Source organism: Streptomyces sp. RLA012 (assembly GCF_056270325.1).
Genome location: NZ_JBWDPA010000002.1, coordinates 2,262,501 through 2,289,419 on the forward strand (window position 1 = coordinate 2,262,501; position 26,919 = coordinate 2,289,419).

Genomic DNA, 26,919 nt, shown 5'->3' on the forward strand with positions numbered 1-26,919 from the left:
CCCGTGGCGTGGGTCAGGGAACGGTGCCCGCTGTGCCGCCGTCCCGCGTCGGGGGGAAGGGCGGCGGGGCGGGCGCGTCGCGGGCCGGGCCCGCACCGATGCGCAGCCGGCGGCGGGCGGAGTAGCCGGCCAGCCCGACGGCGAGGAGCAGGGTGCCGCCGTAGAACAGCGGGATCGTCCAGAAGTCGGCGCCCAGCTCGCCGATGCCGGTGAGGCCGACGGCGAGGACGACGACGGCGACGAGGGTGCCCATGGCGTTGGGGCGGCCGGGCTTGATCGCGGTGGAGCCGAGGAGGGCACCCGCGAAGGCGGGTAGCAGGTAGTCGAGGCCGACGCTCGGATTGCCGATCCGCTGCTGGGCCGCGAGCAGCACCCCGGCGAAGCCGACGATCAGCCCCGACGCGGCGAAGGCGTAGACGGAGTACTTGCGGGTCGGGATGCCGACGAGGTCGGCGGCGCGGGGGTTGGAGCCGACGACGTACAGGTACCGGCCGAGCGGCAGCCGCTCCAGCACCAGCCAGAGGGCGACGACGAGGGCGAGTACGTAGAAGGCGGGGAGCGGAAGGCCGAGGAAGGTGGAGTCGTAGACGTCGGTGAAGGCGACCGGGAGGCCTTGCGGGCCGGGGACGATCCGGCCGCCGTCGGTGATCCAGCCGGTCACGGCGTACAGCATGCTGCCGGTCCCGAGCGTGGCGATGAAGGAGTCGATCCGGCCGTACTCGACGACGACACCGTTGAGGACGCCCACGGCCGCCCCTCCGACCGTCACCGCGAGACAGGCGAGCGGCCAGGGCCACCCGTTGTTGACGACGAGCTGCATCACCATGACGTGCGCCAGGCCCAGGCCGTAGCCGATGGAGAGGTCGAACGCGCCCGTCACGATGGGGACCATGGCGGCGAGCGCGAGGACGGCCGGGATCGACTGGTTGGACAGGATCGAGTCGATGGTGTCCCGGGTGGGGAAGGTGCGCGGCAGGATGAGGGAGAAGACCAGGAAGAGCAGGGCGGTGAAGACCAGCAGGCCGTAACTGCCGATGAAATGCCCGCCGGGACCGCGCAGCCGCCGCGGGCGGCTGGGGCGGCTGGGGCGGCTCGGTCGACTGGGGCGGCTGGGGCGGCCGAATCGGTTCAGCAGGCCCGGTCGGTGCGGTCGATCCGGTCGATCCGGTCGGTGCGGTCGGTGTGGTCGGGATCCGGGCGAGGACGGGGAGGGCGAGGCGGTCATGGGTTCGTCGCGGTGGGGGCGGGGGGCAGCGCCGAGGCCGCCCGGGTGAGCCCGGCGACCGTGAGGGCCGGACCGCTCAACTCGGCCGTCACGGCCCCGCGGACGAAGACCAGGGCGCGCCGGCACACACCCGCGACCTCCTCGAAGTCGGTGGAGATCAGCAGTACCGCGAGGCCGTCGGCCAGCGCCTCGTCGAGCAGGCGGTAGATCGTGGCCTTGGCACCGATGTCCACACTCGCGGTCGGCTCTTCGAGGATCAGCAGGCGCAGGCCCACCCGCAGCCACCGGCCGATCATGACCTTCTGCTGGTTTCCGCCGGACAGGGTGGCGATGGGGGCCTCGCCGTCGCGGGGACGCACCGAGAACCGTTCGATGAGCGTGGCCGTCTCGGCGCGTTCGCGTCGGGGGCTGATCCAGCGCAACGCCGGCAGTCCTCCCGCACGGGGGTTGGCCAGGAGGTTCTCCCGTACGGTCAGCTCGGCGGCGCAGCCCTCCCGCTGTCTGTCGCCGGCCACGAAGCCGACGCCGAGGTCGACGGCGTCGGCGACCTTGTGGGGGCGGTACCGCCGTCCGCCGAGGAGGGCCCGCCCGTCGAGGTGGGGCCGGGAGCCGGCGAGGGCTCGGCCCAGTTCCCTGGGCCCGGCGCCCGAGAGGCCGACCAGGCCCAGGACTTCCCCGGCCCCGAGTTCCAGGCCGACCGGTCCCGCGCCGGTGGTGCGTACACCGTCGAGGGTCAGGACGGGCGGGGCGGCGGCGGGGACCCTGGCGGGGCGGTAGCCGGTCGGTTCCTCGCCGACGATGTCGTGCACCAGCCGGGCGGGGCTGCGGCCCGCCAGCCGGCCGTGGCTGACGAGGTGGCCGTCGCGCAGGACGGCGAAGGTGTCGGCGACCTCGTACACCTCGTCCAGGCGATGGCTGACGTAGAGGATGCCGTGCCCCCGGTCGCGCAGGTCGTGCAGTACGTGAAAGAGCCGGGCGCAGTCCGTGGCGGGGAGGCGGGCGGTCGGCTCGTCGAGGACGATGAGCTTCGCCCGTGCCGCCAGGGCCCGGGCGATGGCGACCAGGGAGCGCTCGGCGGGGGCGAGTCGGGCCATGGGTGCGTCGGGGTCGAGATGTCCGGCGACGATCCGCAGGGCGTCGGTGCAGCGCTCCCGGGTCCGCCGCCAGGAGATCAGTCCGGCGCGCCGCGCGTACCCGGTGCTCAGGGCGATGTTCTCGGCGACCGTCATCCATTCGACGAGGCCCAGGTCCTGGTGGATGAAGGACATGCCGCGGGATGCGGCATGCGTCCCGAGCGGATGCCCGGCCACGGTGATCCGCCCCGCGTCGGCGCGGTGGACGCCGGCGAGCACCTTGATGAGGGTGGACTTCCCGGCACCGTTGGGGCCGAGGAGGGCGAGGACGCTGCCGGCATGGATGTCGAGGTCGACCCCGGCGAGCGCGAGAGTCCCGCCGAACCGCTTGCCGAGACCGCGGATACGGACCAGCGGCTCCGCTCCGAAGGGCGGGATCGCTTGCTCAGAGGGGTCGGGAGCGTCGTGCACGGACATCTCCCGGAGGTCGGCCTGGCGAGTTCTTCCCGACGTTCATAAGGGATACTAGCGGGTCAAATCACAGCATTTGAGGCATTTTGCGCTGCTGCGTGACCCCAACGGGTGAGTGGGCCGCCAGGGCACTCCCCCGTGTTCCCGTGGTCAGGCCAGCGCGCATTCGGCCCAGATGACCTTGCCCTCCGAGGTGTAGCGGGTACCCCAGCCCTGTGTCAGCTGCGCGACGAGGAAGAGGCCACGGCCGCCCTCGTCGGTGACGGCCGCCCGGCGCAGGTGCGGGGCCGTGTTGCTGGTGTCGGAGACCTCGCAGATCAGGGTGCGGTCGTACAGCAGCCGTACCCGGATGGGCCCGGCGCCGTGGCGGACGGCGTTGGTGACCAGCTCGCTGAGCACCAGCTCCATGGCGAACGCGACCTCGTCGAGGCCCCAGTCGGCCAGCCGGCGGAGGGCGGCGGCGCGGACCTCGCCGACGAGGGCCGGGTCGGCGGCCAGGTCCCAGGTGGCGATCCGGTGGGGGTCCAGGACATGGGTGCGGGCGACGAGCAGTGCGATGTCGTCGCTCGGGTGGGCGGGTGCCACGGCGTCCAGGACGGCCTGGCAGGTCTCCTCGGGTGTGCGCTCGGGGTGGGCCAGGGCGCCGCGCAGTTGGTCGAGCACCACGTCGACGTCACGCCGACGGTCCTCGATGAGTCCGTCGGTGTAGAGGATCAGCTGACTGTGCTCGGGAAGGTGGATCTCCACGGATTCGAAGGGCAGGCCGCCGAGGCCGAGCGGGGGCCCGGCGGGCAGGTCGGGGAAGGACACGGTGCCGTCGGGATCGACCAGCGCGGGCGGAGGGTGACCGGCGCGGGCCAGGGAGCACTGCTGCGAGGTCGGGTCGTAGACGGCGTACAGGCAGGTCGCGCCGATGATGCCGGCGCCGTCGGCGCCGGACTCCTCCCGGTCCAGGCGTGCCACGACGTTGTCGAGGTGGGTGAGGACCTCGTCCGGGGGGAAGTCGAGTTCGGCGAAGCTGCGTGCGGCGGTGCGCAGCTGGCCCATGACGGCGGCGGAGAGCATGCCGTGGCCGACCACGTCGCCGACGAAGAGGCCGATACGGGTGCCGGACAGGGGAATGACGTCGTACCAGTCACCGCCCACGTCGGATTCGGCGGGCAGGTAGCGATGGGCGATGTCGACGGCGTCCTGATCGGGCAGACCCTGCGGGAGCAGGCTGCGCTGCAGGGCCAGGACCATGGTGCGCTCGCGTGTGTAGCGCCGGGCGTTGTCCATCGACAGGGCGGCGCGGGTGGCGAGCTCCTGGGCCAGCGAGCGGTCGTCGTCCCCGAAGGGGGCGGGATCCCGCGAGCGGTAGAAGCTGGCGATGCCCAGCACGACACCACGGGCGACCAGGGGGACCGCTATGAGGGAGTGGACGTGGGCCAGCAGCCGCTCGGTGTGCTCGGGGTCCTGGGCGAGCCATCCCGCGGCGGCCTTCAGGTCCGGCTCCAGGACTGTCTGCCCGCTGGTCAGACAGCGCAGCTGAGGCGTGGTCGGGCCGAATTCGAGCCGCTTGCCGACCGGGGTGAAGGGAAGGTCGTCACGGATGCCGTGCACCACCGTGCGGCACAGGTCGCTGCAGGGGTCGGCGGCCTCCTGGCCGCGCAGTACGGCCTCGGGCAGGTCGATCGTGACGAAGTCGGCCAGCAGCGGGACCGCCATCTCGGCGAGTTCCTCGGCGGTGCGGCGCAGGTCCAGGGTGGTGCCTATACGGGCGCTGGCCTCCGACAGCAGCTCCAGACGGCGGCGCGCGGCCAGGGCGTACGTCCCCACGCGCGGCTCCCCCACCAGCACAAGCCCTCGCGCCGGGGGCCGGGAGTCGGGGCGGTCGCCCGGCGCGCCACCTGCGCCGCCTGCCCCGCCAGTCCTGTCAGTCCTGTCAGTCCCGGCAGCCCCGTCTGTCTCGTCAGTCCTGTCAGTCCCGGCAGCCCCGTCTGTCTCGTCAGTCCTGTCAGTCCCGGCAGCCCTGGCAGCCCCGGCAGTACGGGCGGTCATGGCACCTTCGCCCACCGCGGCGCCCTGGCCGGTCGCGGCCTCGGGAAGGTGGCCGGGCAGCGGGGTGACGGAGCGCCGCCCCGGCAGCGGGGCGACGGAAAGATGTCCGGATGCCTGGGCGACGGGAGCGTGCCCGGACGACGGGACGACCGGGATGGCGCCGGTCTCGGCGGTACGACCGAGCGGGTCGGCGAACCAGCTCGGGACGGAGAGGAGCTGTCGCGGCGAGGGGCCGGGCAGGAGTGCCTCGATGGCGATGCCCTCCACCCCGGAGGGGCTCGTCATCGGACGACTCACGAGCGTCACCCTCCGGCCGTCGGGGAGCAACACGTCGGCGGCGGCCAGCTGCGCACCGGAGATCAGCTCGGTGGCCTTCTCCGTGAGGATCGCCCGGTCACGGGGGTGCAGCTCAAGGGCCAGCTCGTCCACCCCGACGCTCCGGCTGAAGCCGGCATCGGCGGCGCAGTCCAGGTAGGCCCGCAGCAGAGCCCGCTCACGCCGCGAACTCTGCTCCAGCAGCCGCCGCTCGATGGCTTCGGCCGCCTTGCGTATCACGACGGCGAGCGCCGGATCCTCGGCTCTGCGGGGGTAGCCGAGGCACAGGACGCCTTCCATGCGCCCGCTGAGAGGGTCGCGGACGGGAATCGCGCGGCAAGCGCTCGCCTGGGAACGCTCGGCGAAGTGCTCGGCACCGTAGACCCTGATGAGTCGCCGCTCCGCCAGAGCGAGACCGATGCCGTTGGTACCGGCGACCCGCTCGGCGAACACGAACCCCGGGACCCGCTGGAACGCCGGGAGGCTTCTGGCCAGGGACGCCTCTCCGAAGCGACGCATCAGAACCGTCCCGCTCGCGTCCGCGACGGAGATGTTCATCGCGCTGCCCGCCAACGCGGACCGCAGCCGGTCGAGCACCGGCCCTGCCGCGCGGACCAGCCGACTGTCCGGATCGAAGTCGTCCCGGAAGGGAAGGCCCGCCTGATCCGGCGACAGGCCCAGGGACCGGCAGCGCTGCCACGAATTCAAGATCGGCGTCCGCACGCCTCTCTCCACCGGCTCACCCTGCAGAAAACGCTCACGGAAACCGGCGGGCCCTGTGCCGCCTGGCGCACGGCCCATCCGCCTGTGTTCCACGCCGGACCGAGCCACTCCTCGCCTCACTCCCGCTTCAGACAACCATCAATTCGGAAACAATCCGATATTCATGAGAATACGGTCATCACGGGCATGAGTCACGGTTCACGGGATTCCTCACCCACGGTGACCGGACGGGCCCGGGCATCCGGCACGGCCGCATCGAACGCTCGGGCCGTACGGGGCGCACCGGCCCGTGGTCCGGTCAGCGGAGTTGCCCGGCGAACGCCTCGTACGCCCGCTCGTCGAAGAGGACGAACGTGACCTCCTCGACCGTCGTCTCCGTGGACCGTACGGTCTCCACCGCGACCCGGGCGGCGTCGTTCATCGGCCACCCGTAGATACCGGCGGACACGGCCGGGAACGCGACCGTGCGGGCGCCGAGCCGGTCGGCCACGCGCAGCGATTCCCGGTAGCAGGAGGCGAGCAGTTCCGAGCGGTCCTCGTCACGGCTGAAGACGGGGCCCACGGTGTGGATCACCCACCGTGCGTCCAGCTCGCCCGCGGTGGTGGCGACGGCCTGGCCCGTGGGCAGGCCCTTGCCGTAGTGGGAGGCGCGGAGCTTGCGGCAGTCGTCGAGAATGGCGGGGCCGCCACGGCGGTGGATGGCCCCGTCCACTCCTCCCCCGCCGAGCAGCGAGGAGTTCGCCGCGTTGACGATCGCGTCGGCGCTCTGTCGGGTGATGTCGCCCTGGACCAGGGTGATGGTGGTCATGACGGCCTCGGCTTCCCCGTATGCGGTCTTCGGTCTCGCTCTTCACCGCATTGTGCCCCGGCCGCCACTTCGACCGCCGACCGTTACATCACCCCTCGTTACATCACCCCTCCTTAGATCACCACTCCCTAGATCACCACTCCGTCGATCTCGAAGGTCTGTACGGACGCGGCGGAGAAGGCCGCCTTCAGCGTCTTGCCGCTCAGATAGGTGTCCGAGTGCGCGGTGTAGAGGTCGCCGCTCCCGGAGGTGAGGGTGTTCCAGCGTCGTACGAGTCCGCCGCTGCCCCCGGCGACCTGGCTGAACTTGGACAGGTCGAAGGTGAGGTTCTGCGCGGCACCGGAGTTGACGGCCACGATGACCAGGCGTTTCGCGCTCGCGTCGTACGCCGCTGCCGCGTATCCGACACCGGTGTCGATGATGGTCATGCCGGGACGGATGTGCCGGCTGAACTGGGCCATCACGTAGTACTTGGTCTGGACGGTCGTCGGCTGGAGGGTGCTCTGGTCGTAGGCGATCATCGCCCAGCCGGTGCTGGCGTCCATCACCTGCCAGTAGACCCAGGCGGTCGGGTGCAGCCAGCGGAAGTCCAGACATAGGTTGCTCGCCAGGGTGAGTCCGGTGGCGTCGGAGTCGCCGGTCTCGGAGTTCCACAGCCGCTTGCCCGCCGTGCTGACGACATCGGTGTAGAGGAGGTCGCGGCGGCCGCCGGAGCCCTGGTAGCCGTGCACGTTGACGCGGTTGACCTGGGCCTTCGTGGTCGAGCTGAAGGAGTTCCAGGTGGTACGGGCCAGGTCGTAACTGGTCTCGTCGGAGGCGGAGATCAAGGTGCCGGTCAGACCGCGCTTGTCGAGTTCGCTGCGCAGATACGGGAGGACGGCCGCCTGGACGGTGGCGTCCATGTGGCAGCCCTCCTGGGTGCCCGTCGCCGTCCACCAACTGGAGGAGGGTTCGTTGAACGCGTCGACGGAGCTGAAGCTCACGCCCCAGTTGTTCTTCGCGTACAGGGCCACCGCGGCCAGATGGGAGGCGTGCTGGCGGTAGTTCCAGGACTGCAGGTTGTTGCCGCCGCCCGACGCGCCGGACGGGTTGTGGTTGAGGCACATCCACCACATCGGCGAGTTGGCGAACAGCTCGCTGACCGCGCCGCGCTGGGTCGCCTTGACCAGGGCCGCCCGCTGGTTGGCGTCGGCCGTCCAGTCCCAGGCGGAGGACGTGGGGTCCTCGTTGTTCCAGTCCTGCCAGAACCCCTCGATCTGCTTGAAGGCGGGGATGTTGGCGGAGGCGACCATGCTCGTGCCGCTCACGCTGTTCCAGCTGGACGCGCCCAGGTTGTAGCGGGCGATGTTCAGGCCGAGGCCCGGCAGCGTCCTGCCGCCGTACGCGACGGACTTGGTGGTGAAGAAGATGTCGGCGAAGTCGTCCCGGGCGCCGAACACATTGGCCCACCAGGCGAGGGAGGTGCCCCAGCCCTCCCAGCTTCCGTACGTCGTACCGGGATTGACCCCGATGGTCGCGTCGGCCCGGGCGGTGCCCGTGGCCAGCGCACTGCCGACCAAGGCACCACCCGCCGCGGCCAGCACCGATCTGCGCTTGATCATGTCGACTCTCCTGTCACGGTCATGCCACGGCCCCATCGCATGATCGGGCCGGGGCGGGACGTTGTCGAGACGCGTGACAGCGCTTTCTCCCTGTGAAACGGGGTACGGACGTGACGGCCCGCGCCGCCCCCGGTCAGGCCCTGGTGCCGCCCCCGGTCAGACCCCGGTGCCGCCTCCGACCAGGCCCCGGTGCCGCCTCTGGTCAGGCCCCGGTGCCGCCTCTGGTCAGACCTTGGTCAGGACTGGCGCAGACGCCGCCACACGGCCTTCGCCGCGTTGTGCCCCGACATCCCGTGCACGCCGGGGCCCGGCGGGGTGGCCGAGGAGCAGATGAAGACGGCCGGGTGCGGAGTGCTGTACGGGGACAGCGAGAGCTTGGGACGCAGCAGGAGCTGGAGTCCGGAGGCGGCGCCGCAGGCGATGTCGCCGCCCACGTAGTTGGCGTTGCGTGCGGCGAGTTCGCGCGGGCCGGCGGTGGCGCGGGCCAGCACACGGTCGCGGAAGCCGGGCGCGAACCGCTCCAGCTGCCGCTCGACGGCGTCCGTCAGGTCCCCCGTCCAGCCGTTCGGAACATGTCCGTACGCCCAGAAGACCTGCTTGCCCTCGGGCGCCCGGGAGGGATCGACGACGCTGGGCTGCACCGTGATCAGGAAGGGGGCGTCCGGTGCCCGGCCCTCGCGCGAGGCCGCGCGCAGGGCGGTGCCGATCTCGGCGCGACTCGCGCCCACCTGGACGGTCCCGGCGGTGCGGGCCTCCTCGGCCGTCCAGGGGACCGGCCCGTCCAGGGCGTAGTCGATCTTGAAGACGGCCGCCCCGTACCGGTAGTCGTCGTAGTAGCGCCCGAAGCCCGCGATCCGGGACAGCGCGGTGGGTGAGGTGTCGAAGACATAGGCGCGCGCGGGCGGCAGGTCGTCGAGACGCTTGACCTCGTAGTCGGTGTGGACGGTGCCGCCGAGGTCCTTGAGGTACGCGGTGAGCGCGTCGGAGATCGACTGGGAGCCGCCGCGCGCGACGGGCCAGCCGCGGGCGTGCGCGGCCAGCGCGAAGACCAGGCCGACGGCTCCGGTGGCGATGCCGTCGAGCGGGGCGATGACGTGCGCGACGAGTCCGGCGAACAGCGCCTGGGCCCGCTCGTCGCGGAAGCGGCGCATCAGCCAGGTCGAGGGCGGCAGCCCGACGAGGCCGAAGCGGGCCAGGGTGACCGGGTCACGGGGCAGCGCGGTGAGGGGCAGGGACATGAAGTCCTGCGCCAGTGTGTCCCACTTGGGAAGGAAGGGGGCGACGAGCCTGCGGTACGCACCCGCGTCGCGGGGGCCGAACGAGGCCGCCGTCTCCGCCACCGAGCGCGCGAGCACCGCCGCCGTGCCGTCGGGGAACGGGTGCGCCATGGGGAGCTTCGCGTGCAGCCACTCCAGGCCGTACCGCTCCAGGGGCATCCTGCGGAAGGCGGGCGAATTGATGCCCAGCGGATGGGCCGCGGAACAGGGGTCGTGCCGGAAGCCGGGCAGCGTCAGCTCTTCGGTGCGGGCGCCGCCGCCCACGGTGTCCCGTGCCTCGAACACGGCCACGGAGAAGCCCCGGCGGGCCAGCTCCACGGCAGCCGTCAGTCCGTTCGGCCCCGCACCCACTACGACCGCATCGAGCATCGACGGCACCTTCGGACTCCTTTGTCAGCCGACGGCCACTGGACATCAGGATATGCCGGAGGACTGACAGCCTTGGCGGCGCGGGGGGTTGGTAGCCGGGGGCGTCGCGGCGGCCGGGGTCACCCACTCGCTCAGACGCCGGCGGTCGGCAGCACCGGGCGCCGGAGCCGCCGGAGCCGCAGGAACGGGGGCCTCGGGACAAACCGTCCAGCTCGGACAGCGCGCCGGTGGTGCCGGCGGTACCAGCGGTACCAGCGGTACCAGCGGTACCAGCGGTACCAGCGGTACCAGACCGTACATACGCGCGACGGCGGTGTCAGGGTCCGTACAACACCGTCACGCCTCGGCGACCGTTCGCCACCGTCACACCCCCACAGCCCGTCGGCACCGTCTGCACCGTCAGGATCCGATCCGTACGGTGCGCCAGGTACCGTCAGGATCCGTACGGCGTTCCGGCGGTCAGCAGTCCCATCACGCGGCGGGCCGTGGCCTCGTCCCGGGCCGCCGTGAACGGCAGTGCGTTGCCTCCGGTGATGCGGAACGGCTCGCCCGCGAGGGTGAGGTGGGCGCCGCCCGCCTCCTCGACCAGCAGCAGCCCCGCCGCGTGGTCCCAGGCCGCTTCCCAGGAGAAGGCCGTCGCGTCCAACTCGCCGCGGGCGACGGCCAGATACTCCAGCCCCGCCGAGCCGCAGGCACGCGGCCGGACGCCCTCGGTGTACAGGGCGAGGAGAGCGCGCTTCTGCTCGTCCGTGGTGTAGTCGGGGTGGGAGGTGGCTATTTCGAGGTCGCGGCCGGGCGTGGGCGAACCCGAGCGCAGCGGCTCACCGTCCAGGCGGGCACCCCGGCCGCGGACGGCGACGGCGAACTGGTCGCGGGCCGGGGCATAGGTCCAGGACGCCCGGACGACTCCGCCCAGCGCGAGCGCGACGAGCGTGCAGAAGCCGGTGTCGCCGTGGACGAACTGACGGGTGCCGTCGACCGGGTCGACGATCCAGACCGGGGCCTCGCCCTGGATCGCCTCGTATGTCGCCGGGTTGGCGTGCACCGCCTCCTCGCCGACCACGACCGAGCCGGGCAGCAGCTTGGCGAGTGCCTCGGTGAGGTACTCCTCGGCCTTGCGGTCGGCGTCCGTGACCAGGTCGTGCGGACCGCTCTTCTCGTCGATCTCGTCCGCCGCCAACTGCCGGAAGCGCGGCATGATCTCGGCGGCGGCCGCCTGCCGGACCGCTTCTTCCACGTCGGACGTGCGGTGCGCGAGAAACTCGTCGATGGTTTCGATGTCTTCGATCATGGCTCCATGACAGCACGCGTCACTGACAATCCCCACCCGTCCGGTGCACTCCAGGTGGAATCGCCGTGAATTCCCGGGGCGTGGGGATCGGTACCCGCTCGGGTGCCCTCGCGTCGCCCGCGGGTCACCGTCCCACCGCGTACCCCTGCATCCCCCGAGGGTTCGCCGCCGCCGACAGCACGCCGGTCTCCGGGTCCCGGGCGACGGCGCACAGCCGCCCCTCGGACCAGGCGTCGCCGACCTGGACGTCGTGGCCGCGGCGGCGCAGTTCCTCGACGACCGCCGCGTCCGTGCGGGACTCGACGGTGAGACTGCCGGGGCGCATGCCGCGCGGGTGGAACGAACCGGGGAAGCTGTCGTTGTGCCAGTTCGGGGCGTCGATCGCGCCCTGGAGGTCGAGCCCGCCGCGTACCTCGGCGCGCAGTGCCACAGCCAGGAAGAAGTGGGTCTGCCACTGGTCCTGCTGATCGCCGCCCGGGGTTCCGAACGCCATGACCGGGACTCCGTCGCGCAGCGCCAGCGAGGGCGTCAGCGTCGTACGGGGGCGGCGGCCCGGTGTGAGGGAGTCGGGCAGTCCCTCGTCCAGCCAGGCCATCTGGAGGCGGGTGCCGAGCGGGAAGCCCAGCTCGGGGACGACCGGGTTGGACTGCAGCCAGCCGCCGCTGGGAGTGGCCGCGACCATGTTCCCCCAGCGGTCGACGACGTCCAGGTGGCAGGTGTCGCCCCGGGTTCCGCCGTCCCGGGCCACTTCGGGCTCCGCGGCCGCCCCGGCGAGGGTGGCGACGGTGGGCTCGCCCGCGCCCGGTGCCGCCAGAGCGTCGAAGCCCTGCTCCCCGCTGGCCACCACGCGCGCGTGCCCGCTCATTCTCGGCGTGTGTCCCCCCGGACTGCCGGGCCGCAGCTCGTACGAGGCCCGGTGGCCGATGAGGGAGCGCCGCTCGGCGTTGTACGCGTCCGACAGCAGTTCGTCGAGCGGTACCTCGGCCGCGTCCCCGTACCAGGCCTCCCGGTCGGCCATCGCCAGCTTGCAGCCCTCGACGAGCAGATGGACGTACGCCGCGGAGCCGTACCGCGGCAGCTCCGGCGGAAGCAGGGCGAGCTGCTGCAGAAGGACCGGGCCCTGACTCCAGGGGCCCGCCTTGCACACGGTCCAGCCCCGCCAGTCGTACGTCGCCGGGGCCTCGTAGCCCGCGGACCAGGAGGCCAGGTCGGTGGCCGTCAGGGTGCCCTTGTGGCGCTCTCCGCTGGTGTCCATGGTGGGCCGCTGTGCCTGCCGTACCAGGGCCTGAGCGATGAAGCCGGAGCGCCAGACGCGCCGCGCGGCCTCGATCTGCGCCACGCGGCCGGTCTCCCCGGAGACCTCGGCGAGCAGTCGCCGCCAGGTCGCGGCGAGGGCGGGGTTGCGCAGCAGCTCGCCGGGGCGCGGGGCCCTCCCGCCGGGCAGATACACCTCGGCCGACGAGGTCCACTCCGTCTCGAAGAGCTCGCGCACCGACTCCACGGTCTCGCCGACGCGCTCCACGGGCGGGTGCCCGTCCGCCGCGTACCCGATGGCGTACTTCAGGACGTCGGCCAGGGACTTCGTTCCGTGGTCGCGCAGGAGCAGCATCCACGCGTCGAAGGCGCCGGGCACGGCGGCGGCGAGCGGCCCGGTGCCGGGTACGAGATCCAGACCGAGTCCCCTGTAGTGGGCGATCGTCGCTCCGGCGGGTGCGACTCCCTGTCCGCACAGCACCCGCACCTCGCCGCCGGCCGGGGCGAGGATGATCGGGACCTCGCCGGCGGGGCCGTTGAGGTGCGGCTCGACGACGTGCAGGACGAAGCCCGCGGCGACAGCCGCGTCGTACGCGTTGCCGCCGTCCTCCAGGACGGCCATCGCCGACTGCGAGGCGAGCCAGTGTGTGGAGGACACCATCCCGAAGGTGCCCTGGAGCGTCGGTCGGGTCGTGAACATGCCGTGTCACCTCGCTGTACGGAGCCGTGGGCAGTGGTACGGAGCTGCACCGAGCGATCAGCCTCGGGCCCGACTATGGCACCAAGTCCGCCCAGGCCGTCGTCCCGAGCGCGTTCTCGGGGCCGATGTCGAGGGGCTGCGGGGGGCGTATGTTCAGGGCCTGTTGTCCCTTCTGCGGGACGATCCGGAGATACGTGCCTTCCTCGGCCGCCATCCGCCAGTAGAGGGCTGCCTGCGCGCTCGCGCCGGGGACGAGGGTGAACGGCTCGGCGCCGGGGTCGTCCGGCGCCATGAACACCTCGTCCGTCCCCTCGACGGTCCGCACGCCCGTGAGCGGGGTGCCCTTCTTGTCGAGGACGCGGACGGAGGGGTAGCCGTTCACCTGGTAGGGCCGCTCGGAGCAGTTGGTGAGGGTGAGGGTCATGGCCCGCAACCCCATGGCCCCGTCGACGGGTCCGGTGTCGACGCGCACACCGGACGGCGGGCACTCGCCCGCCCGCTGGTACGCGACGGCGGGCGAGGGCCGGGACGTGGGCCTGTGATCCGGTTCGGTGAAGAACCCGCAGCCGCTCGCGGCGAGCGTCAGCACACCGGCGAGGACGATGGCGCGGGACGGCCTCGGACGTTTCGCGATCACCCGGCGATCATCGCACGCCGCCGCCATGGCCTCCGTGGCCTTCACCACCTCCGTGGCCTCCGCCGCCTCCACACCTCTCCGCACCTCTCCGCACCTCTCCGCACCTGCGCCCGCCCCTCAGTTCGCGCTCCCCCGCGCCGTCACCAAGCCCGACTCGTAGGCGAACACGACCAGTTGGGCCCGGTCGCGGGCGCCCAGCTTCGTCATCGCCCGGCTGATGTGGGTCTTGGCGGTGAAGGGGCTGACGACCATGTGCGCGGCGATCTCCTCGTTGGTCAGCCCCCGCGCCGCGAGCGCGGTGACCTCGCGTTCGCGGCGTGTGAGGCACTCCAGACCCGGCGCGGTGGCCCGGTCCGGGGGCCGGGCCACGAACTCGCCGATCAGGGTCCGTGTCACGGACGGGGACAGCAGCGCCTCCCCGTGCGCGACGACCTCGATGGCCTGCAGCAGGTCGGCGGGCTCGGTGTCCTTGAGCAGAAAGCCGCCGGCGCCCGCCCGCAGAGCCTCGAAGACGTACTCGTCCAGGCCGTAGTTGGTGAGGATGACGACGCGTACGGCGGCCAGCCGGGGATCGGCGGCGATGCGGCGGGTCGCCTCGATGCCCGACATCACCGGCATCTGTACGTCGATGAGGGCGACGTCCGGCATCGACGCGCGCACCAGCGCGAGACCCCGCTCCCCGTCGGCGGCCTCGCCCACCACCTCGATTCCGTCCTCCGCGTCCAGCAGGGCGCGGAAACCGGCGCGCATCAGCGCCTGGTCGTCGATGAGCGCGACCCTGATCACGACCTGTCCTCGGCCATGCCCAGCGGCAGTTGGGCGCGCACCGAGAAGCCGCCCTCGGCGCGTGGCGCGGCGTGCAGGGTGCCGCCGAGGGCCGCGACGCGTTCGCGCATGCCGGTGAGCCCGATGCCGAACGTGGGCGGGCAGGTGGGGCGGGCCTCGCCGTCGTCGTCCACGGATATCGTCAACTCGTCCGTCCTGTAGGTGAGTTGCACGGACACCTTGGCGGGGCCCGCGTGGCGTGCGGCGTTCGTCAGGGCTTCCTGGACGATGCGGTACGCGGCGCGGTCCACCGTCGCCGTGAGCGGGTGTTCGTCGCCGGTGACCGCCAGTTCGACGGCGAGACCGGCCGCGCGGGCCCGCTCCACGAGCAGCGCGGGGGTGCCGGTCGGCTCGTCGGTGCGCAGCACCTCCAGTGTGGCCCGCAGCTCGCGCATGGCCTCGCCGCCCGCCTCCTGGATGGCGAGCAGCGCGGGCGGCACCTCTTCGCCGCGCTTGCGGGCGAGGTGGACGGCGACGCCCGCCTGGAGCTTGACGATCGAGATGCTGTGGGTGAGCGAGTCGTGCAACTCGCGGGCGATCCGCAGCCGTTCCTCGCCCGCTCGGCGCAGGGCGGCTTCCTCGCGGGTGCGTTCCGCCTCCATCGCGCGCTGTTCCGTCTGGCGCAGATAGGCCTGCCAGTTGCGGTCGGCGAGGCCCGTGACCACGGCGCACAGGAACCAGCCGGCCAGCAGGAGCGCGCGCTCGACGATGTCGTGCCGCGTCGGGCCGGTGGCGACGAACCCCGCGAGGTACACGGCGCTCGCAAGCGCCGCCACCTTGCGGTGCCCCGCTCGCGCCGCCGTGTGGACGGCGCTCAGGACGGGGAGGGCGGACAGCGGGCCCGGGTGTGCGTGCAGGACGTACGCCGTCGCGGTGGCCGTGCTGACCGCCAGTACGGGGCGCGGGGCCCGGCGGTAGCCCGCGAGGACCAGGGAACCCACGGCGATCAGGGCGTAGTCGACGGGGGTCGTGCCGTCGTCGAACGCGGCCGCGGCCATGACGAGGGCGCCGACCACGACCGCGAGGGTCACGTCGGCCAGGCGCCTGCGGTCCACCTGGTCCAGCGTCATGTCCGGCACGATAGACGGCCGTTCGGACAGCCGCGTCAGACCTGTGGACGGGGTCCGGCGTACTCCGGGTGGAGTAGATCGGGCCGCGCGCCGGCTTGTGCGCCGTAGCGGGGATTGCCTTCGGGCGTACGACGTCCGCGGGGCTGCTCCGGACCACTGTTGCGACGTGACCCGCCACCCGGCACCCGCCACCCGCCACCCGCCACCCGGGACACGGGACACGGGACACGGGACACGGGACACGGGACACGGCGCCGGGCGCCCAGCCCAACGCCCCCGTGGCCGTCGACGCACGAACTCTCACCACCAGGAGGAGCCCCATGCCCAGCCCCTTCCGCTACACCACCCCGCCCCCGCCCACGTCCGCCACCGGCCCCACCGCCGCCGTCTACGCCCAACTCGCCGACGACTTCGGTATCGAGCGGGCGCCCACCTTCGTCGTGCTCTCCTCCGCTCCCGAAATCATGGCCCCCGCCTGGGCGTTGATGCGCGAATCACTGATCGCGGGCGAGGGCGGCCGAACCGGGAAGGAGCTCGCGGCGCTCGGGGTGTCCCTCGCCAACCGGTGTCCCTTCTGCGTGGCCGCGCACACGATGCTGCTGCACGCGACCGGGGACCACCGGCTCGCGGAGACGGTGGCGCGCGGCGAGACCCCCGCCGACGAAGGCCACGCGCGCGTGCTGGCGTGGGGCAGGGCGACCCGGACCCCGGGCGCGCCGGAGCTGACGCCCTACCCCTTCCCCGCCCCGCACGCCCCCGCCTACATCGGCACCGCGCTCTCCTTCCACTTCATCAACAGCGTGGTGTCGGCGCTGCTCAGCGAGAGTCTGCTGCCCTACGGGGCCCAGCGGTTCCGGGCGGTGCGGAGTCTGGCCGGGCGGTCCGTCGCCGCTACGGTGCGCCGACGCGCCGCGCCGGGTGCGGGCCTGGAACTACTCGACTCCCCCGGGCCCGGCCCGGACTGGGCCCGGGGGACCACCGTCGGCCCGGCCTATGCCGCGCTGCGGACCGCCGCCGGCGCGGGGGCGGGCCTGCTCGACGAGGCCGACCGGATCCTCGTACGGGAGACCCTCCGGGCGTGGGACGGTGCGCACCCGCCGCTCGCGTGGGACGGGTTGCCCGACCGTTCGCGGCCCGGGGCGCGGCTCGCGCTGCTGGCCGCGCTCGCTCCGTACCGGATCACCGACGAGGACGTGACAGCCTGGCGTAAACCCATCCATACCGACCACTGCCTGGTGCATCTCGTCGCATACGGCGCGTTCGCCGCCGTCGACCGGATCGAGAGCGCGCTGCCCGCCCTCGCGAGGAAGGAGACCGCGTGACCCGGCGGGGACGAACCGGAGGACACCTTGCACTCCTTTGGGGCGGATCGCGGTGTACGGCCGACCGGTGAGCGACAGTCACCACACAGGCACGGAGCGAGTTCACACTTCCGCCCCACAGGGAGTCATGTGACACTGGCGTCCCGTCCGCAGTGCGGACTCTCTCCGCACCGTCCCCACGAGAAGTGGCCTTGCGTTCTCTTCCTCTGCCGCTCGCCCTCACCGCGCGCCTGATGCCGGTCGCCGTACTCGCCTGTACGGGCTGGGCCATGTCGTCCGGTTCGTCGGCCACGACTCCGGCCGCCAAGGAACACAAGTCGGGCCAGCAGGCCACGCAGACTCCCACGGGAGCGGCGACGGCGGCGGTGACCAAGACGTACACCACGGCTCCCGCACCCTGCACCGGCGTGGCGACGAAGACGGTCACCTCCCTTGTTCCGGGCGCCAAGACGGCCGGCCAGGAGATCCCGTCGACCGACAAGACCGTGCGCCGCACCTGCTCCTGGAACGCGCTCAAGGGCTTCGACTACCGCTGGCTCGACGTCTCGTACGAGATCAAGGGGTCGGACGAAGCGGCACAGAAGGCCTATACCGAGCGCGTCACGGACAAGAGCGGCGGCGGAACGGTACCCGGCCTGGGCGACGCGGCCTACTCCGTCGTGAACCTCACCACCGAGAACAAGCAGCAGACCCGCGAGGGGGTGGTGATCGTCCGCGCGTCCAACGCGCTGGTGGTCGTCACCTACAACGGCAGTGACTTCGAGACGAAGAAGGCACCCGGCACGGACGAAATCAACAAGGGTGCCATCAAGGCCGCCAAGGACGCGGCGGCGACGTTGGGGAACGGCCAGAAGGGCTGACCGTTCCCCGACATCCGCGCGTCGGACGGCGGCCTTCTCCTTGTCGCCCTCGTTCTTGCCCTCGTTCTTGCCCTCGTCCTTGCCCTCGTCCTTGCCCTTGAGTGAGGAAGGCGACGACGGCCCGCCAGTTCCAGCCGCCGTCGTACCAGTAGCGGCCGCCCGTGCGGTACAGGTCGGCGAGGTCGGGCTTGGTACGGCGCAGGATCCAGTAGTCGGCGATGAGGATGCCCGCGAGCGTGCCGAGCAGACCGCCGACGAGGCCGAGCCAGGTGAAGATGTAGCCCTGCGGGTCGGAGTACAGCGCCCAGGGGAAGATCAGCACGCCGAGGACACGGGTGGCGAGCGCACCGGTGCGGAAGTTGATCTTCCGCGGTGCGATGTCGGAGAAGTCGAAGGCCGGCGAGACCAGGTTGGCCGCGATGTTCACGGACAGGGTCGCGACCAGCACGGTGACCAGCGCGAAGAGGATGCCGGCGACGTCGTCCGTCTTGGCGGCCAGCTGGACCGGATCCCAGATGGCCTCGCCGTACACGGCCTGCGAACCCGAGGTGACCATGACGGACAGGAACGCGAAGAGCGTCATCGTGGTGGGCAGACCGAGCGCCTGGCCCCAGGTCTGCGCCTTCTGGCTCTTGCCGTACCGGGTGAAGTCGGGGATGTTCAGCGACAGCGTGGACCAGAAGCCGATCATGCCCATGAGTGAGGGCCAGAACAGCTTCCAGAAGTCCCCGCCCCAGCCGAGCTTGGAGGGCTGGTCGAGCAACGGGCCGAAGCCGCCCGCCTTGTCGCTCATCCACCACAGCATCACGCCGGCGCCGAGGAGCACGAAGGGCGCCGCCCAGTTCTCGAAGCGGCGGATCGTCTCCATGCCCCGGTAGATGATGGCGACCTGGAGCACCCAGAAGAGCGCGAACGGCAGCCACATGGTCCAGGCGTGGCCGCCGACCTCGGAGGCGTTCTTCCATCCGTCGCCGAAGAGCTTCCCGGCGAGGAAGTAGATCGCCTCGCCGCCGATCCAGGTCTGGATGCCGGACCAGCCGCACGCCACCAACGCCCGTACGACGGCGGGCAGGTTGGCGCCGCGGACACCGAAGGAGCACGATCGGGTTGGCCAGGGCGATGGTGAGCACGGCCTGCTTCCAGTCCATGCCCACGGCTATCAGGCCGGAGGCCAGGGTCCAGGAAGCGGTGTTGTGGGCCATGCCGACCCATGTCGCTCTTGATAGAACACATATATCTATCGGAATCAGATTCGCACGCCTTCATTGCTGCCACATTGAAGGGGACGTGCCCGTCGTGGCTGTACCTGCCAGTTCCAAGTCGCTCCAGCGGGCAATCATCTATATCCGCCTCAGCACTGAGCGCGAGGAAATGCAGAGCCCCGAGCAACAGCGTTACAGCTGCGAGCAGTACACCCAACGGAACGGCATCAAGATCGTTGGCGAGCCGGTCGAAGACCTCGCCCTCTCGGGCACCTCATCCAGCAAGCGGCAGATCTCCGCGATCATCGCGCGTATCCAACGCCACCCAGTTGTCGGCCGGAGTCGACCACCAGCGAGGAACCGGGCGGCAATCAGCCCGGCTCGCCAGGCGGCCTCCGCCGAAGGCCGGGAACAGGATGCCGCTACTCGGCCGGGGTGCGCAGGCCGGCCAGCATCACCTCGTGCGCGCTCTCACGCTGCCGGGGAGTTGAGGCCGAGTCGGCCATGCGCATGAACGCCGCCACGTCTTCGGCGGTGACGTCCCCGCGCAGTCGGCCGCTTTGCCGGGCTCGGTCGGCGACCGGGGTGATCAAGGAGGCGGTGAGAGTCCTCCCCCGCTCGGCCGCCTGCGGGCTCGTCTTGCACAGAGCGTCGAACAACCGCAGCCCCGCGTCATCGAGTACGCACCCGCGGGTGAACACCGCGCAGAAGGCCTCCCAGTCGTCGGCGATGGCAGCGGCCTCCTCCGCGACCTGGCATGCGCCGCGCGCCAAGTCCTCCAGCAGCTGGAGGACAAGGTCGTCCTTGGTCGCGAAGTGCCGGTAGAAGGTGGTTGCTCCCACTCCCGCGGTCCGGGCGATGGCCTCGATGCTCAGGTCGGGCCCCTGCTCGGCGAAGGCCAGGCGGGCCGCATCGAGCAGCCGCCGCCGGTTGCGAACTTGATCTTTGCGCGGTGCACGCGGTGACGTGGCGGTCAATCCAGGCTCCTGATCGGGACACCCACCGAGGCGGTAGTGGTTGCCCCGCCTCGGCAGCACGATGGATTCGGTAGTGATGCTACCGCTTCTTCCGAGAGGTGCGGCCGTCCGGTCCCGCCCACCAGAGTGCAGACGCGCGGCGCCAGGCGCCCGCACCATCCTCGCCAAAGCAGACCCGCCACCCGGGCAGCACGCCCCGATCCCCGGGATTCGCGGCGGGTGAGGCCATCCTCCGGCAGTCACACTGCAGACCGATCCGGTTGTTCCACTACCGTTTCGTGAGTTACGGTGAAGCGGTAGCCGCACTACCATTTCCCAGGAAGGTACTTTCATGCGCGCGCTCATCCCGACCGGCAACCCGGAGACCCTCACCGAGCTGGGGGAGGTCGATCTCCCCACCCCGCAGCGCCACGAAGCGCTGATCCGGGTGACCGACGTCGCACTCAACCGGGCGGACTTCTTGTACCTGAGCGACCCTTCGACCACGTTCCGCCCCGGTATCGACGCGGCCGGGGTGGTCGCGAAGGCCGCAGTGGACGGCAGCGGACCGTCGGAGGGCAGCCGGGTGGCCCTCCACCTGCCCTCAGGAGGAGGCGCCGCCGAGTACGTCGCCGCCTCGGCGGACCGCCTCGCGGTCATCCCCGACAACGTGGACTCCGCCTCCGCGGCCGCGCTCCCCCTGGGCGGGCTGGTCGCCCAGCGACTCCTCGCCCTCGCCGGCCCTCTGAAGGGGCGCAGGATTCTTGCCACGGGCGTGGGAGGCGGAGTCGGCCAGGTCCTCATCCAGCTCGCTGTCGCGGAAGGAGCCGAGATCACCGCCGTTGCCGCGCAGGGCCAGCCGACCGACCACATGGCGGCGCTGGGCGCCAAGATCGCCCTCGACATTGATGCCGTCGAGGACACTGCCTTCGATATCGTCCTGGAGTCCGTGGGTGGCGACCTGGGGTCGAAGACAGCCCACAAGCTGCGCCCCGGCGGCCAGTTCCTCTGGTTCGGTCAGGCCAGCGGCAGCCCCATCACTCTGGACTTCTTCCGGCAGGTCCAGGGGGGCGCCTCTCTGACCTTGCGCCACTTCGTCTACGGCGACGGTGACGGGAGTCGTGACGCCCAGGACATGAACGCGCTACTGGACCTGGCTTCGCAGGGGAAACTCCAGGTCGAGATTGGTCGCCGCGACAACTGGGCCGGCGCGGACTCGCTGCTGAAGGAGATGGCAGCAGGCCGCCTGCGGGGCAAGGCGGTACTCGGCGTCGACTGAACCCTTCCGAGCCGGCCGAGCCCGCTCCGACTCGGCCGGCCAGCACGGATGCGACCGGACCCAGCACAAGATCAACCCAGCTGACGTGGGCCGCTCGCGCTCGTGACGGTGAGGACGCCATTCGGCGGAAGGACGACCCGGGCGGTTACCGGATCACCCAGGGGCTCTGGACCGGCAGCCCTTCCCCGCCCGTCCTCGCCGTCGACTTCATCCGGCGGAGCCTGTCAACGCGATCAAGGCAGGTAGATCGTTCTATCCCTGTGCCGGGATCGTTTGATCGTCGTGTCGGAGGTCGGCGGGCTTGTTGATCCAGGCGGCCTCGGGGAGTTTCGGTGGTTCGGGTGCCCCGCGGACGAATCGTTCGGGGTGCTGGCGGTAGACGCTCGTGAGGACGTCGGCGCGCATCTCGCGGAGCTGGTCGGCGAGGCCGAAGTGCACGTCGAAGGGGGTATGCATGGCTATTCCGGAGTGCCGGTGGGCGAGGTTGTACCAGTCGAAGAAACCGGTGCACCAGGCGCGGGCGTCCTCGATGCAGCCGAACCGCCCGGGAAAGTCGTGCCGGTATTTGAGGGTCTTGTACTGACTCTCCGAGTACGGATTGTCGTTGGACGTCTTGGGCCGAGAGTGCGACTTGGTGACACCCAGGTTGTTCAGCATCTGCGCGACGTTGTGGGCGATCATCGGCGAACCGCGATCCGAGTGGATCGTCAACTTGCCTTGCCGGACGGGGTACTTGGCGATCGTCGAGGACAGGAACTGCTCGGCCAGCTCCTTGTTCTCCGAGGCGGCGACCATCCAGCCGACCGTGTAGCGGCTGTAGATGTCGATGATCGTGTAGAGGCAGAAATAGCTGCCCTTGACCGGGCCCTTCAGCTTCGTGATGTCCCACGACCACACCCGGTTGGGTGCGGTGGCGATCAGCTCGGGCTTCTTGCGCGGCGGATGCGTGGCCTGCCGGCGCCGTTCGCGGACCTCGCCGTGCTTGCGCAGGATCCGGTACATCGTCGCCTCCGAGCACAGGTAGATGCCGCGGTCCAGCAGCACCGCGCAGATCTCGGCAGGCGCCATGTCGACGAACTCGGCCGAGCGCAGCACGGCCAGGACCTTCGCCTCCTCCGTCTCTGTCAGAGCCCGCGGATGCCGCTTGCGCTCCCGCTTCTGCCGCACCGGAGCCGGGGACCTGCGGTGGTGCCGATACCAGGTCGCCCGGCTCAGGCCGAGCGCGGCGCACGCCTGCACCCGTCCCACCAGCAACGACAGCGATTCCAGGGCCTTGGCGCGGGCGGCCTCGAAGACCCCTCCCGCTGCCGTCACGGCTTCTCGCCCGTCGTCCCGTCGCTGCCCGTGGCGAGTTGATCCAGCAGCGCGGAGAGTTTTCCCTGCACCTCAATGACGGTGCGGGCCTTGCCCAACTCGCTGCGGAGCCTGGCATTTTCGGCTTCGAGCCGGGCGATCTCCTTCTCTCTGGGATCCGCCTTCGGCCGGCCCGCAGGGGCGGCGAGCGCCGCCTTCGCGCCGTTGTCCCGCTGCTGGCGCCAGTTCGTGATCAGCGACGAGTACAGACCCTCCCGCCGCAGCAGGGCACCCTTGCCCTGCTTGTCGAGCGTCTCGTACTCGGCCAGGATCCTCGCCTTGTACTCCGCCGAGTACCGCCGCTGCCCGGTCGACCGGGGTGTCACCTGCGGATCCGGGGCCCCGTGGTCGTTGGTGCCGGCCACTACGGGCACTCCTCCTTCTCCGCCCTCGACTCAATGAATCATCCAGTATGCCTGGCTTGAGTCACTTTGACAGAGAGGGCCGTGTCCATCGGCGTTCACGCCGACCGCGATCAGCGCGTGGACGTTGATGCTGCGCCCGCCCTCGTGGACCTTCTGGGTCAGTGCGTCGACCCAGACGAATGCGTAAGGCCCTTGGTCGAGGGGCCGGTTGCGGAACGCGGCGACCTGCTCGTCCAGATGCCGGGCCATCGCCGAGACCTGGGACTTCGAGAGCTGGGTGACGCCGAGGGACTCGGCGAGCTTCTCGACTCTGCGGGTGGACACGCCGAGCAGGTAGGCGGTGGCGACGACGCTGATGAGGGCCTGCTCGGCCCGGCGGCGTCGTTCGAGGAGCCAGTGCGGAAAGCAACTGCCCTGGCGCAGCTTGGGGATGGCCAGTTCGACGGTGCCTGCGCGGGTGTCCCACTCGCGTGGGCGGTAGCCGTTGCGATGGTCGACGCGTTCATCGCTGACCTGCCCGTATTCAGCGTTGCAGAGGGTGTCGGCCTCCGCGGACATGAGCGCGTCGGCGAACGTCTTCACCATCGCACGCAGCAGATCCGGACTTGCCGCTGCGAAATTGTCTTCCGCGAGGGCATGCAGGGACACACTGTCAGGTGCGGTCATCGTGCTGATCTCCTTCGAGGCTTCGACACTTCGAAGATCAGTCGGTGGCCGTTCATCCATGCGGGCACCATCCCGATGCCGGAGCCAACCCCTGGATCAGGTCGAACCCGTACACCACTTCCCAGGGCGCAACCCGTGACCGACGAGCCGTTGAGCGGCCAAACCGGTGCAGGGCGGACTCGACGTGCACCATGACCGCATCGGCGGAGGCACCTCGAAGAACTCCGACCACTGGTCTCGCGGTCGGAGCCCTCAAGGGTGGTCAGGCAGCCCCGTCAAACAGCGAGGGGGAACCGTTCGGCCATCCACGCACCGATCACCTCAGCAGCCAGACGGCTGCCCGTCGGCTCACCCGGAGAGAGCGGGCCGCCGAAATGCAGGCCGCGGACGCTACGGTGCGTGGCGTCGCCTGAGCCGAAGCTCTTCATCATCGCCACGGCATCTTGAGGGAAGGACGCCTGGTCACCCGTGAGTTCGACGAGCAGCGTGGGCGCGCTGACGCCGGGCGCGCAGCGAAGGAAGTCTGCGTTGGTCGACGCGGCGGACCATGTGGACAGCCAGGCTTCCGGTGTGGACAGGCGCCCGAATCCCAGGAGTCCGTAGTTGATGAGGTCCGGCCGGCTGCCGAACAGCGACCCGTAGGGCCGTGCATTGGCATCCAGTGACTGGTCGACACTGCGCAGATCCGCATCGGTGCGGTAGACAGTGATGATCCTGGGCGCCAGTGCCCGGCGTCGGTCGGCGACGTCCGCACTCTGCTTGAAGCGTTTGCGTGCGGCCGTGGCTTCAGCGGCCAGCTCGTGAGCGTGAGCGTCGATACGTTCGATGCGGGCTCGCTGGGCGGCCTGGTACCGGTCGACGAACTCGGCCGCGTAGGCGGAGCTTTGAGGAGCCTCGGCGAAGCCGTTGGCCGCGCTGTAGGGATCGAGTTCTGGGTCGATGGACAGGGGATCGGCCTCATCGGTCACCGAGGGGTCGATCAGGCGCTGCAGCAGTGCTCCTTGACCCAGATGGGGTGCCATGAAGACGGCGGCGTCCGGGGCCGGCAGGTCGGCGCCGGCAAGATCCACAGGGCGGCCGGCAGGCGTTCGGGAAATGCGCTGGCCCGGAGGCAGCTCAGCCTGCTGGTGGTACAGCGCGGCGAGCGTGCCGCCGCCTGAGTGCCCGAGGGTCACGACGTGATCAAAGCCGCCGGTTCGCAGAAATACCTGGCCTGCGGCCATGTCGAGCACAGCCTGCTCGTGCACGAGGTTCAGGTCGTTGTTGACCGAGCGGGTTCCCTGAGTCCACACGGCCACGCCCCTGGACAGCAGCTCCGGCACCAGAACATGGTGGGTGAAGTCCTGGCGGGGGTGCATCAGACAGACGACCGTGCGTGCACCGGGAATCATGCGCAGCACTCCCGTCACCTTCGCGCCGTCTGCAGTGGTCAGTTCATGCAGAGAAGAGACAGTCGTGTCCGGAATCTCACGGGCAGTGATGTAACGGCCGGCTCCCAGACGGACGGTTGAGCTCATCGTGCCTCCACGCGCAGTGCGTCCTTGTCCTGCTGGGTAATGCGCGAGTCCTCGAGCCCTGCCACCGCGCTGTACCACACAGCGTGTCGACACCCAGTGGCGCGGCGGTCCACGATGATCGTGCCCAAAGACGTGATCCGGAAGTAGGGTCCGATCTTCTCCACTTCCACCGCCGGGTCCTGCGCGGCGACCTGCGGGATGGTGGTGTTTTCCGGAACATCGAGGACGTAGAAGGTACTCATCCCTGGGTCAGCTCCTCCGCGGCACCGACCTGGACCTCCTCCCACTGCGCGGCGCGCTGAACAATCAACTCCGCCTTGCGAGTGAGTAGTTTGTCCATGCTCGGCTCGGGTCCCGAGGCGACGTCGACCAGGGCGTCAACGGTGAGGTGTGCGTCGAGGTCCTCCTGCAGCGTGACCGGCCGCAGCGCACGGGTGATCTCGACCATGTAGCCATTCGGATCGTGCGTATAGATCGACTCGATCGTCTCGTGCATGACCTGCATCTCCACCGGCCAGTCCGACTCGTCGAGCCGGCGGCGATATTCGAGCAGATCCTGCTCGTTGTCGACGTGAATAGCCAGGTGGCGGGAGTTGATGAAGAACTCGGGCACGTCATCGGCGAACTTCGCGTAGACATCTCCCGCGTCACCGGCTCCGGCCGGGGGCTCGAATCCGAAGTAGTAGAAGAAGGCGATACGGTCGTCGTTGCCGATGTCGAAGAAGAAGTGGATGAAGTCCGGATGCCGCTCGGGGCCCCAGCCGGCCGCGCAGATCGAGTGAACGACCGGAAACTTCAGTACGTCACGGTAGAAGTGCACGGTGGCAACGGGATCGAACGTGGGGAATGCGGCGTGGTCGACACCCTTGACCCGGTGCTCGGGCTGGTTCATGTCTGACCTCCTCGTACTAGTGGCGGATCGGTTCCCGGAGGCGAGTCATCCGGCGACGGGCGCGTCCGCCCTCAGCAGCCTCCCTGCGGCAGGTATGTCGACTGCCAGCCCGAGCTTCCGGAGCAGGGTGTAGGTGCCGGCGGTTGCAGCGGAGAGAACGGGAATCCCGAACTCGTCCTCGGCGGCCTGTACAAGGTCGAGCGAGGGCATCTGCACGCACGCCGAGATGACCAGGGCATCGACTCCGGTCAGGTCGAGATCCCGTGCCGCACCCATCACGCGGTCACCCGAGATCCGGCCGACCTGTTCGTTGTCATCGACTTCCAGAGCTCGCCAGTCGGCGACGTCGAATCCCTCTGCCTCCAGGTAGGCCACCACCTGCTTCGCCAACGGGAGCGTGTAGGGGGTGACCAGCGCGATTCGGCGCACATTCAACGCCTTCAGGCCTTCCGACAGCGCGCCGGCACTGGACAGCACCGCGGCGCCGGCCCCGCCGGTGGAGAGTTGCTCGGCGATCGCCGACTCCACGCGCTCGTGCTCTCCCGGCCCACCCACCATCACCGCTACCAAGCAGGCGTAGAGGATGGCATCGACTCCGGCGTCACCAAGTTCCAAGATGCAGCGTTCACGCTGCGCGTTCATCGCTCGCAGCTGCTCGGGCGACACCGTGTGCATGCGCATGCGACTGGCATGGAACGAGAAGGCCGCTTCAGGGTGCCGACCGAGCAGCTGCGGCATCTCGGTCTCGACAGTGACGTTCGAGCTGGGTACGACGAGGCCGATCCGAATCGGTCCGGGCATGAGATGCTCCCCTTTTGATTGACCTTG

General features: G+C 70.5%; 21 protein-coding genes and 2 pseudogenes. 4 read left to right on the forward strand and 19 right to left on the reverse strand.

What is annotated here, in order from left to right:
- Window positions 1–13: 13 nt before the first annotated feature.
- The 11 genes from RV986_RS10640 to RV986_RS10690 all read right to left on the reverse strand — a co-directional run bounded on the left by RV986_RS10640 (window position 14) and on the right by RV986_RS10690 (window position 15,679).
- Window positions 14–1,225 (reverse strand): ABC transporter permease, encoded by a 1,212-nt coding sequence (locus RV986_RS10640; protein ID WP_475917148.1) that lies wholly within the window; start codon window positions 1,223–1,225, stop codon window positions 14–16.
- Window positions 1,222–2,769, reverse strand: coding sequence for a sugar ABC transporter ATP-binding protein (locus tag RV986_RS10645; protein ID WP_475917149.1), 1,548 nt, complete (start codon window positions 2,767–2,769; stop codon window positions 1,222–1,224). The genes RV986_RS10640 and RV986_RS10645 overlap by 4 nt, the downstream gene beginning before the upstream one ends.
- Window positions 2,770–2,919: 150 nt before the next feature.
- On the reverse strand, window positions 2,920–5,955 hold the full coding sequence (locus RV986_RS10650) for a SpoIIE family protein phosphatase (protein ID WP_475917150.1): 3,036 nt from the start codon (window positions 5,953–5,955) through the stop codon (window positions 2,920–2,922).
- Window positions 5,956–6,145: 190 nt separating this feature from the next.
- A complete protein-coding gene (locus tag RV986_RS10655; protein ID WP_475917151.1) occupies window positions 6,146–6,655 on the reverse strand; it encodes an O-acetyl-ADP-ribose deacetylase in 510 nt (169 codons plus the stop codon).
- Between the two features lie 128 nt (window positions 6,656–6,783).
- The gene (locus RV986_RS10660) at window positions 6,784–8,256 is read right to left on the reverse strand and encodes a glycoside hydrolase (protein WP_475917152.1); all 1,473 of its coding nucleotides are present in this window, start codon (window positions 8,254–8,256) and stop codon (window positions 6,784–6,786) included.
- Between the two features lie 236 nt (window positions 8,257–8,492).
- Window positions 8,493–9,902 carry a phytoene desaturase family protein gene (locus RV986_RS10665; RefSeq protein WP_475924246.1) on the reverse strand — a complete coding sequence of 470 codons (1,410 nt, stop codon included), beginning with the start codon at window positions 9,900–9,902 and terminating at the stop codon, window positions 8,493–8,495.
- 433 nt (window positions 9,903–10,335) lie between these two features.
- Window positions 10,336–11,193, reverse strand: a complete 858-nt coding sequence (locus RV986_RS10670; RefSeq protein WP_475917153.1) for an inositol monophosphatase family protein — start codon at window positions 11,191–11,193, stop codon at window positions 10,336–10,338.
- 124 nt (window positions 11,194–11,317) lie between these two features.
- Window positions 11,318–13,147, reverse strand: coding sequence for a gamma-glutamyltransferase family protein (locus RV986_RS10675; RefSeq protein WP_475917154.1), 1,830 nt, complete (start codon window positions 13,145–13,147; stop codon window positions 11,318–11,320).
- A gap of 73 nt (window positions 13,148–13,220) precedes the next feature.
- Entirely contained in the window at window positions 13,221–13,868 is a 648-nt protein-coding gene (locus tag RV986_RS10680) for a DUF4232 domain-containing protein (RefSeq protein WP_475917155.1), read from the reverse strand.
- A gap of 33 nt (window positions 13,869–13,901) precedes the next feature.
- Complete coding sequence (locus RV986_RS10685; RefSeq protein ID WP_475917156.1) at window positions 13,902–14,570, reverse strand: response regulator; 669 nt, start codon at window positions 14,568–14,570, stop codon at window positions 13,902–13,904.
- Window positions 14,567–15,679: a sensor histidine kinase gene (locus RV986_RS10690; RefSeq protein WP_475917157.1), complete on the reverse strand. Its 1,113-nt coding sequence runs from the start codon at window positions 15,677–15,679 to the stop codon at window positions 14,567–14,569. The genes RV986_RS10685 and RV986_RS10690 overlap by 4 nt, the downstream gene beginning before the upstream one ends.
- 320 nt (window positions 15,680–15,999) lie before the next feature.
- On the opposite strand from RV986_RS10690, the gene RV986_RS10695 reads away from it, so the two are divergent.
- Both RV986_RS10695 and RV986_RS10700 read left to right on the forward strand, forming a co-directional pair.
- Window positions 16,000–17,001 (forward strand): carboxymuconolactone decarboxylase family protein, encoded by a 1,002-nt coding sequence (locus RV986_RS10695; RefSeq protein ID WP_475917158.1) that lies wholly within the window; start codon window positions 16,000–16,002, stop codon window positions 16,999–17,001.
- A gap of 191 nt (window positions 17,002–17,192) precedes the next feature.
- Complete coding sequence (locus RV986_RS10700) at window positions 17,193–17,861, forward strand: hypothetical protein (protein WP_475917159.1); 669 nt, start codon at window positions 17,193–17,195, stop codon at window positions 17,859–17,861.
- Here RV986_RS10700 and RV986_RS10705 read toward each other — a convergent pair.
- Window positions 17,809–19,078 (reverse strand): annotated as a pseudogene (locus tag RV986_RS10705) (NCS1 family nucleobase:cation symporter-1); the annotation flags it as partial. The gene RV986_RS10700 and the pseudogene RV986_RS10705 overlap by 53 nt on opposite strands.
- On the opposite strand from RV986_RS10705, the gene RV986_RS10710 reads away from it, so the two are divergent.
- On the forward strand, window positions 19,062–19,577 hold the full coding sequence (locus RV986_RS10710; RefSeq protein WP_475917160.1) for a recombinase family protein: 516 nt from the start codon (window positions 19,062–19,064) through the stop codon (window positions 19,575–19,577). The pseudogene RV986_RS10705 and the gene RV986_RS10710 sit on opposite strands and share 17 nt — an antisense overlap.
- Here the strand turns inward: RV986_RS10710 and RV986_RS10715 are convergent.
- A complete protein-coding gene (locus tag RV986_RS10715) occupies window positions 19,486–20,040 on the reverse strand; it encodes a TetR/AcrR family transcriptional regulator (RefSeq protein WP_475917161.1) in 555 nt (184 codons plus the stop codon). The genes RV986_RS10710 and RV986_RS10715 overlap by 92 nt on opposite strands.
- Before the next feature lie 331 nt (window positions 20,041–20,371).
- Here RV986_RS10715 and RV986_RS10720 point away from each other — a divergent pair, with 331 nt between their 5' ends.
- Window positions 20,372–21,298, forward strand: coding sequence for a zinc-binding dehydrogenase (locus RV986_RS10720; protein WP_475917162.1), 927 nt, complete (start codon window positions 20,372–20,374; stop codon window positions 21,296–21,298).
- A 252-nt stretch (window positions 21,299–21,550) separates the two neighbouring features.
- Here RV986_RS10720 and RV986_RS10725 read toward each other — a convergent pair.
- From RV986_RS10725 to RV986_RS10750, 6 genes and pseudogenes are all read right to left on the reverse strand, one after another.
- Window positions 21,551–23,025 (reverse strand): IS3 family transposase gene (locus tag RV986_RS10725; protein ID WP_475916898.1). Its coding sequence is split into 2 segments (ribosomal slippage): window positions 21,551–22,677 and window positions 22,677–23,025, totalling 1,476 coding nucleotides; the frame shifts between segments, so codons are not numbered across the junction.
- A 72-nt stretch (window positions 23,026–23,097) separates the two neighbouring features.
- Window positions 23,098–23,682 (reverse strand): annotated as a pseudogene (locus RV986_RS10730) (transposase); the annotation flags it as partial.
- A gap of 275 nt (window positions 23,683–23,957) precedes the next feature.
- A complete protein-coding gene (locus RV986_RS10735) occupies window positions 23,958–25,199 on the reverse strand; it encodes an alpha/beta fold hydrolase (RefSeq protein ID WP_475917163.1) in 1,242 nt (413 codons plus the stop codon).
- On the reverse strand, window positions 25,196–25,441 hold the full coding sequence (locus RV986_RS10740; protein WP_475917164.1) for a hypothetical protein: 246 nt from the start codon (window positions 25,439–25,441) through the stop codon (window positions 25,196–25,198). The genes RV986_RS10735 and RV986_RS10740 overlap by 4 nt, the downstream gene beginning before the upstream one ends.
- Complete coding sequence (locus RV986_RS10745) at window positions 25,438–26,091, reverse strand: VOC family protein (RefSeq protein WP_475917165.1); 654 nt, start codon at window positions 26,089–26,091, stop codon at window positions 25,438–25,440. Before RV986_RS10745 ends, RV986_RS10740 begins: the two co-directional genes overlap by 4 nt.
- Before the next feature lie 45 nt (window positions 26,092–26,136).
- Window positions 26,137–26,892, reverse strand: a complete 756-nt coding sequence (locus tag RV986_RS10750; protein WP_475917166.1) for a maleate cis-trans isomerase family protein — start codon at window positions 26,890–26,892, stop codon at window positions 26,137–26,139.
- Between the last annotated feature and the right edge of the window lie 27 nt (window positions 26,893–26,919).

Excerpts from the sequence above, each read along its gene's own strand:
- RV986_RS10710 (WP_475917160.1), top strand. The coding sequence starts at position 19,062 with ATGCCGACCCATGTCGCTCTTGATAGAACACATATATCTATCGGAATC.
- RV986_RS10675 (WP_475917154.1), bottom strand. The coding sequence starts at position 13,147 with ATGTTCACGACCCGACCGACGCTCCAGGGCACCTTCGGGATGGTGTCC.
- RV986_RS10655 (WP_475917151.1), bottom strand. The coding sequence starts at position 6,655 with ATGACCACCATCACCCTGGTCCAGGGCGACATCACCCGACAGAGCGCC.
- RV986_RS10670 (WP_475917153.1), bottom strand. The coding sequence starts at position 11,193 with ATGATCGAAGACATCGAAACCATCGACGAGTTTCTCGCGCACCGCACG.
- RV986_RS10720 (WP_475917162.1), top strand. The coding sequence starts at position 20,372 with ATGCGCGCGCTCATCCCGACCGGCAACCCGGAGACCCTCACCGAGCTG.
- RV986_RS10640 (WP_475917148.1), bottom strand. The coding sequence starts at position 1,225 with ATGACCGCCTCGCCCTCCCCGTCCTCGCCCGGATCCCGACCACACCGA.
- RV986_RS10695 (WP_475917158.1), top strand. The coding sequence starts at position 16,000 with ATGCCCAGCCCCTTCCGCTACACCACCCCGCCCCCGCCCACGTCCGCC.
- RV986_RS10740 (WP_475917164.1), bottom strand. The coding sequence starts at position 25,441 with ATGAGTACCTTCTACGTCCTCGATGTTCCGGAAAACACCACCATCCCG.
- RV986_RS10660 (WP_475917152.1), bottom strand. The coding sequence starts at position 8,256 with ATGATCAAGCGCAGATCGGTGCTGGCCGCGGCGGGTGGTGCCTTGGTC.
- RV986_RS10735 (WP_475917163.1), bottom strand. The coding sequence starts at position 25,199 with ATGAGCTCAACCGTCCGTCTGGGAGCCGGCCGTTACATCACTGCCCGT.
- RV986_RS10690 (WP_475917157.1), bottom strand. The coding sequence starts at position 15,679 with ATGACGCTGGACCAGGTGGACCGCAGGCGCCTGGCCGACGTGACCCTC.
- RV986_RS10745 (WP_475917165.1), bottom strand. The coding sequence starts at position 26,091 with ATGAACCAGCCCGAGCACCGGGTCAAGGGTGTCGACCACGCCGCATTC.
- RV986_RS10665 (WP_475924246.1), bottom strand. The coding sequence starts at position 9,902 with ATGCTCGATGCGGTCGTAGTGGGTGCGGGGCCGAACGGACTGACGGCT.
- RV986_RS10750 (WP_475917166.1), bottom strand. The coding sequence starts at position 26,892 with ATGCCCGGACCGATTCGGATCGGCCTCGTCGTACCCAGCTCGAACGTC.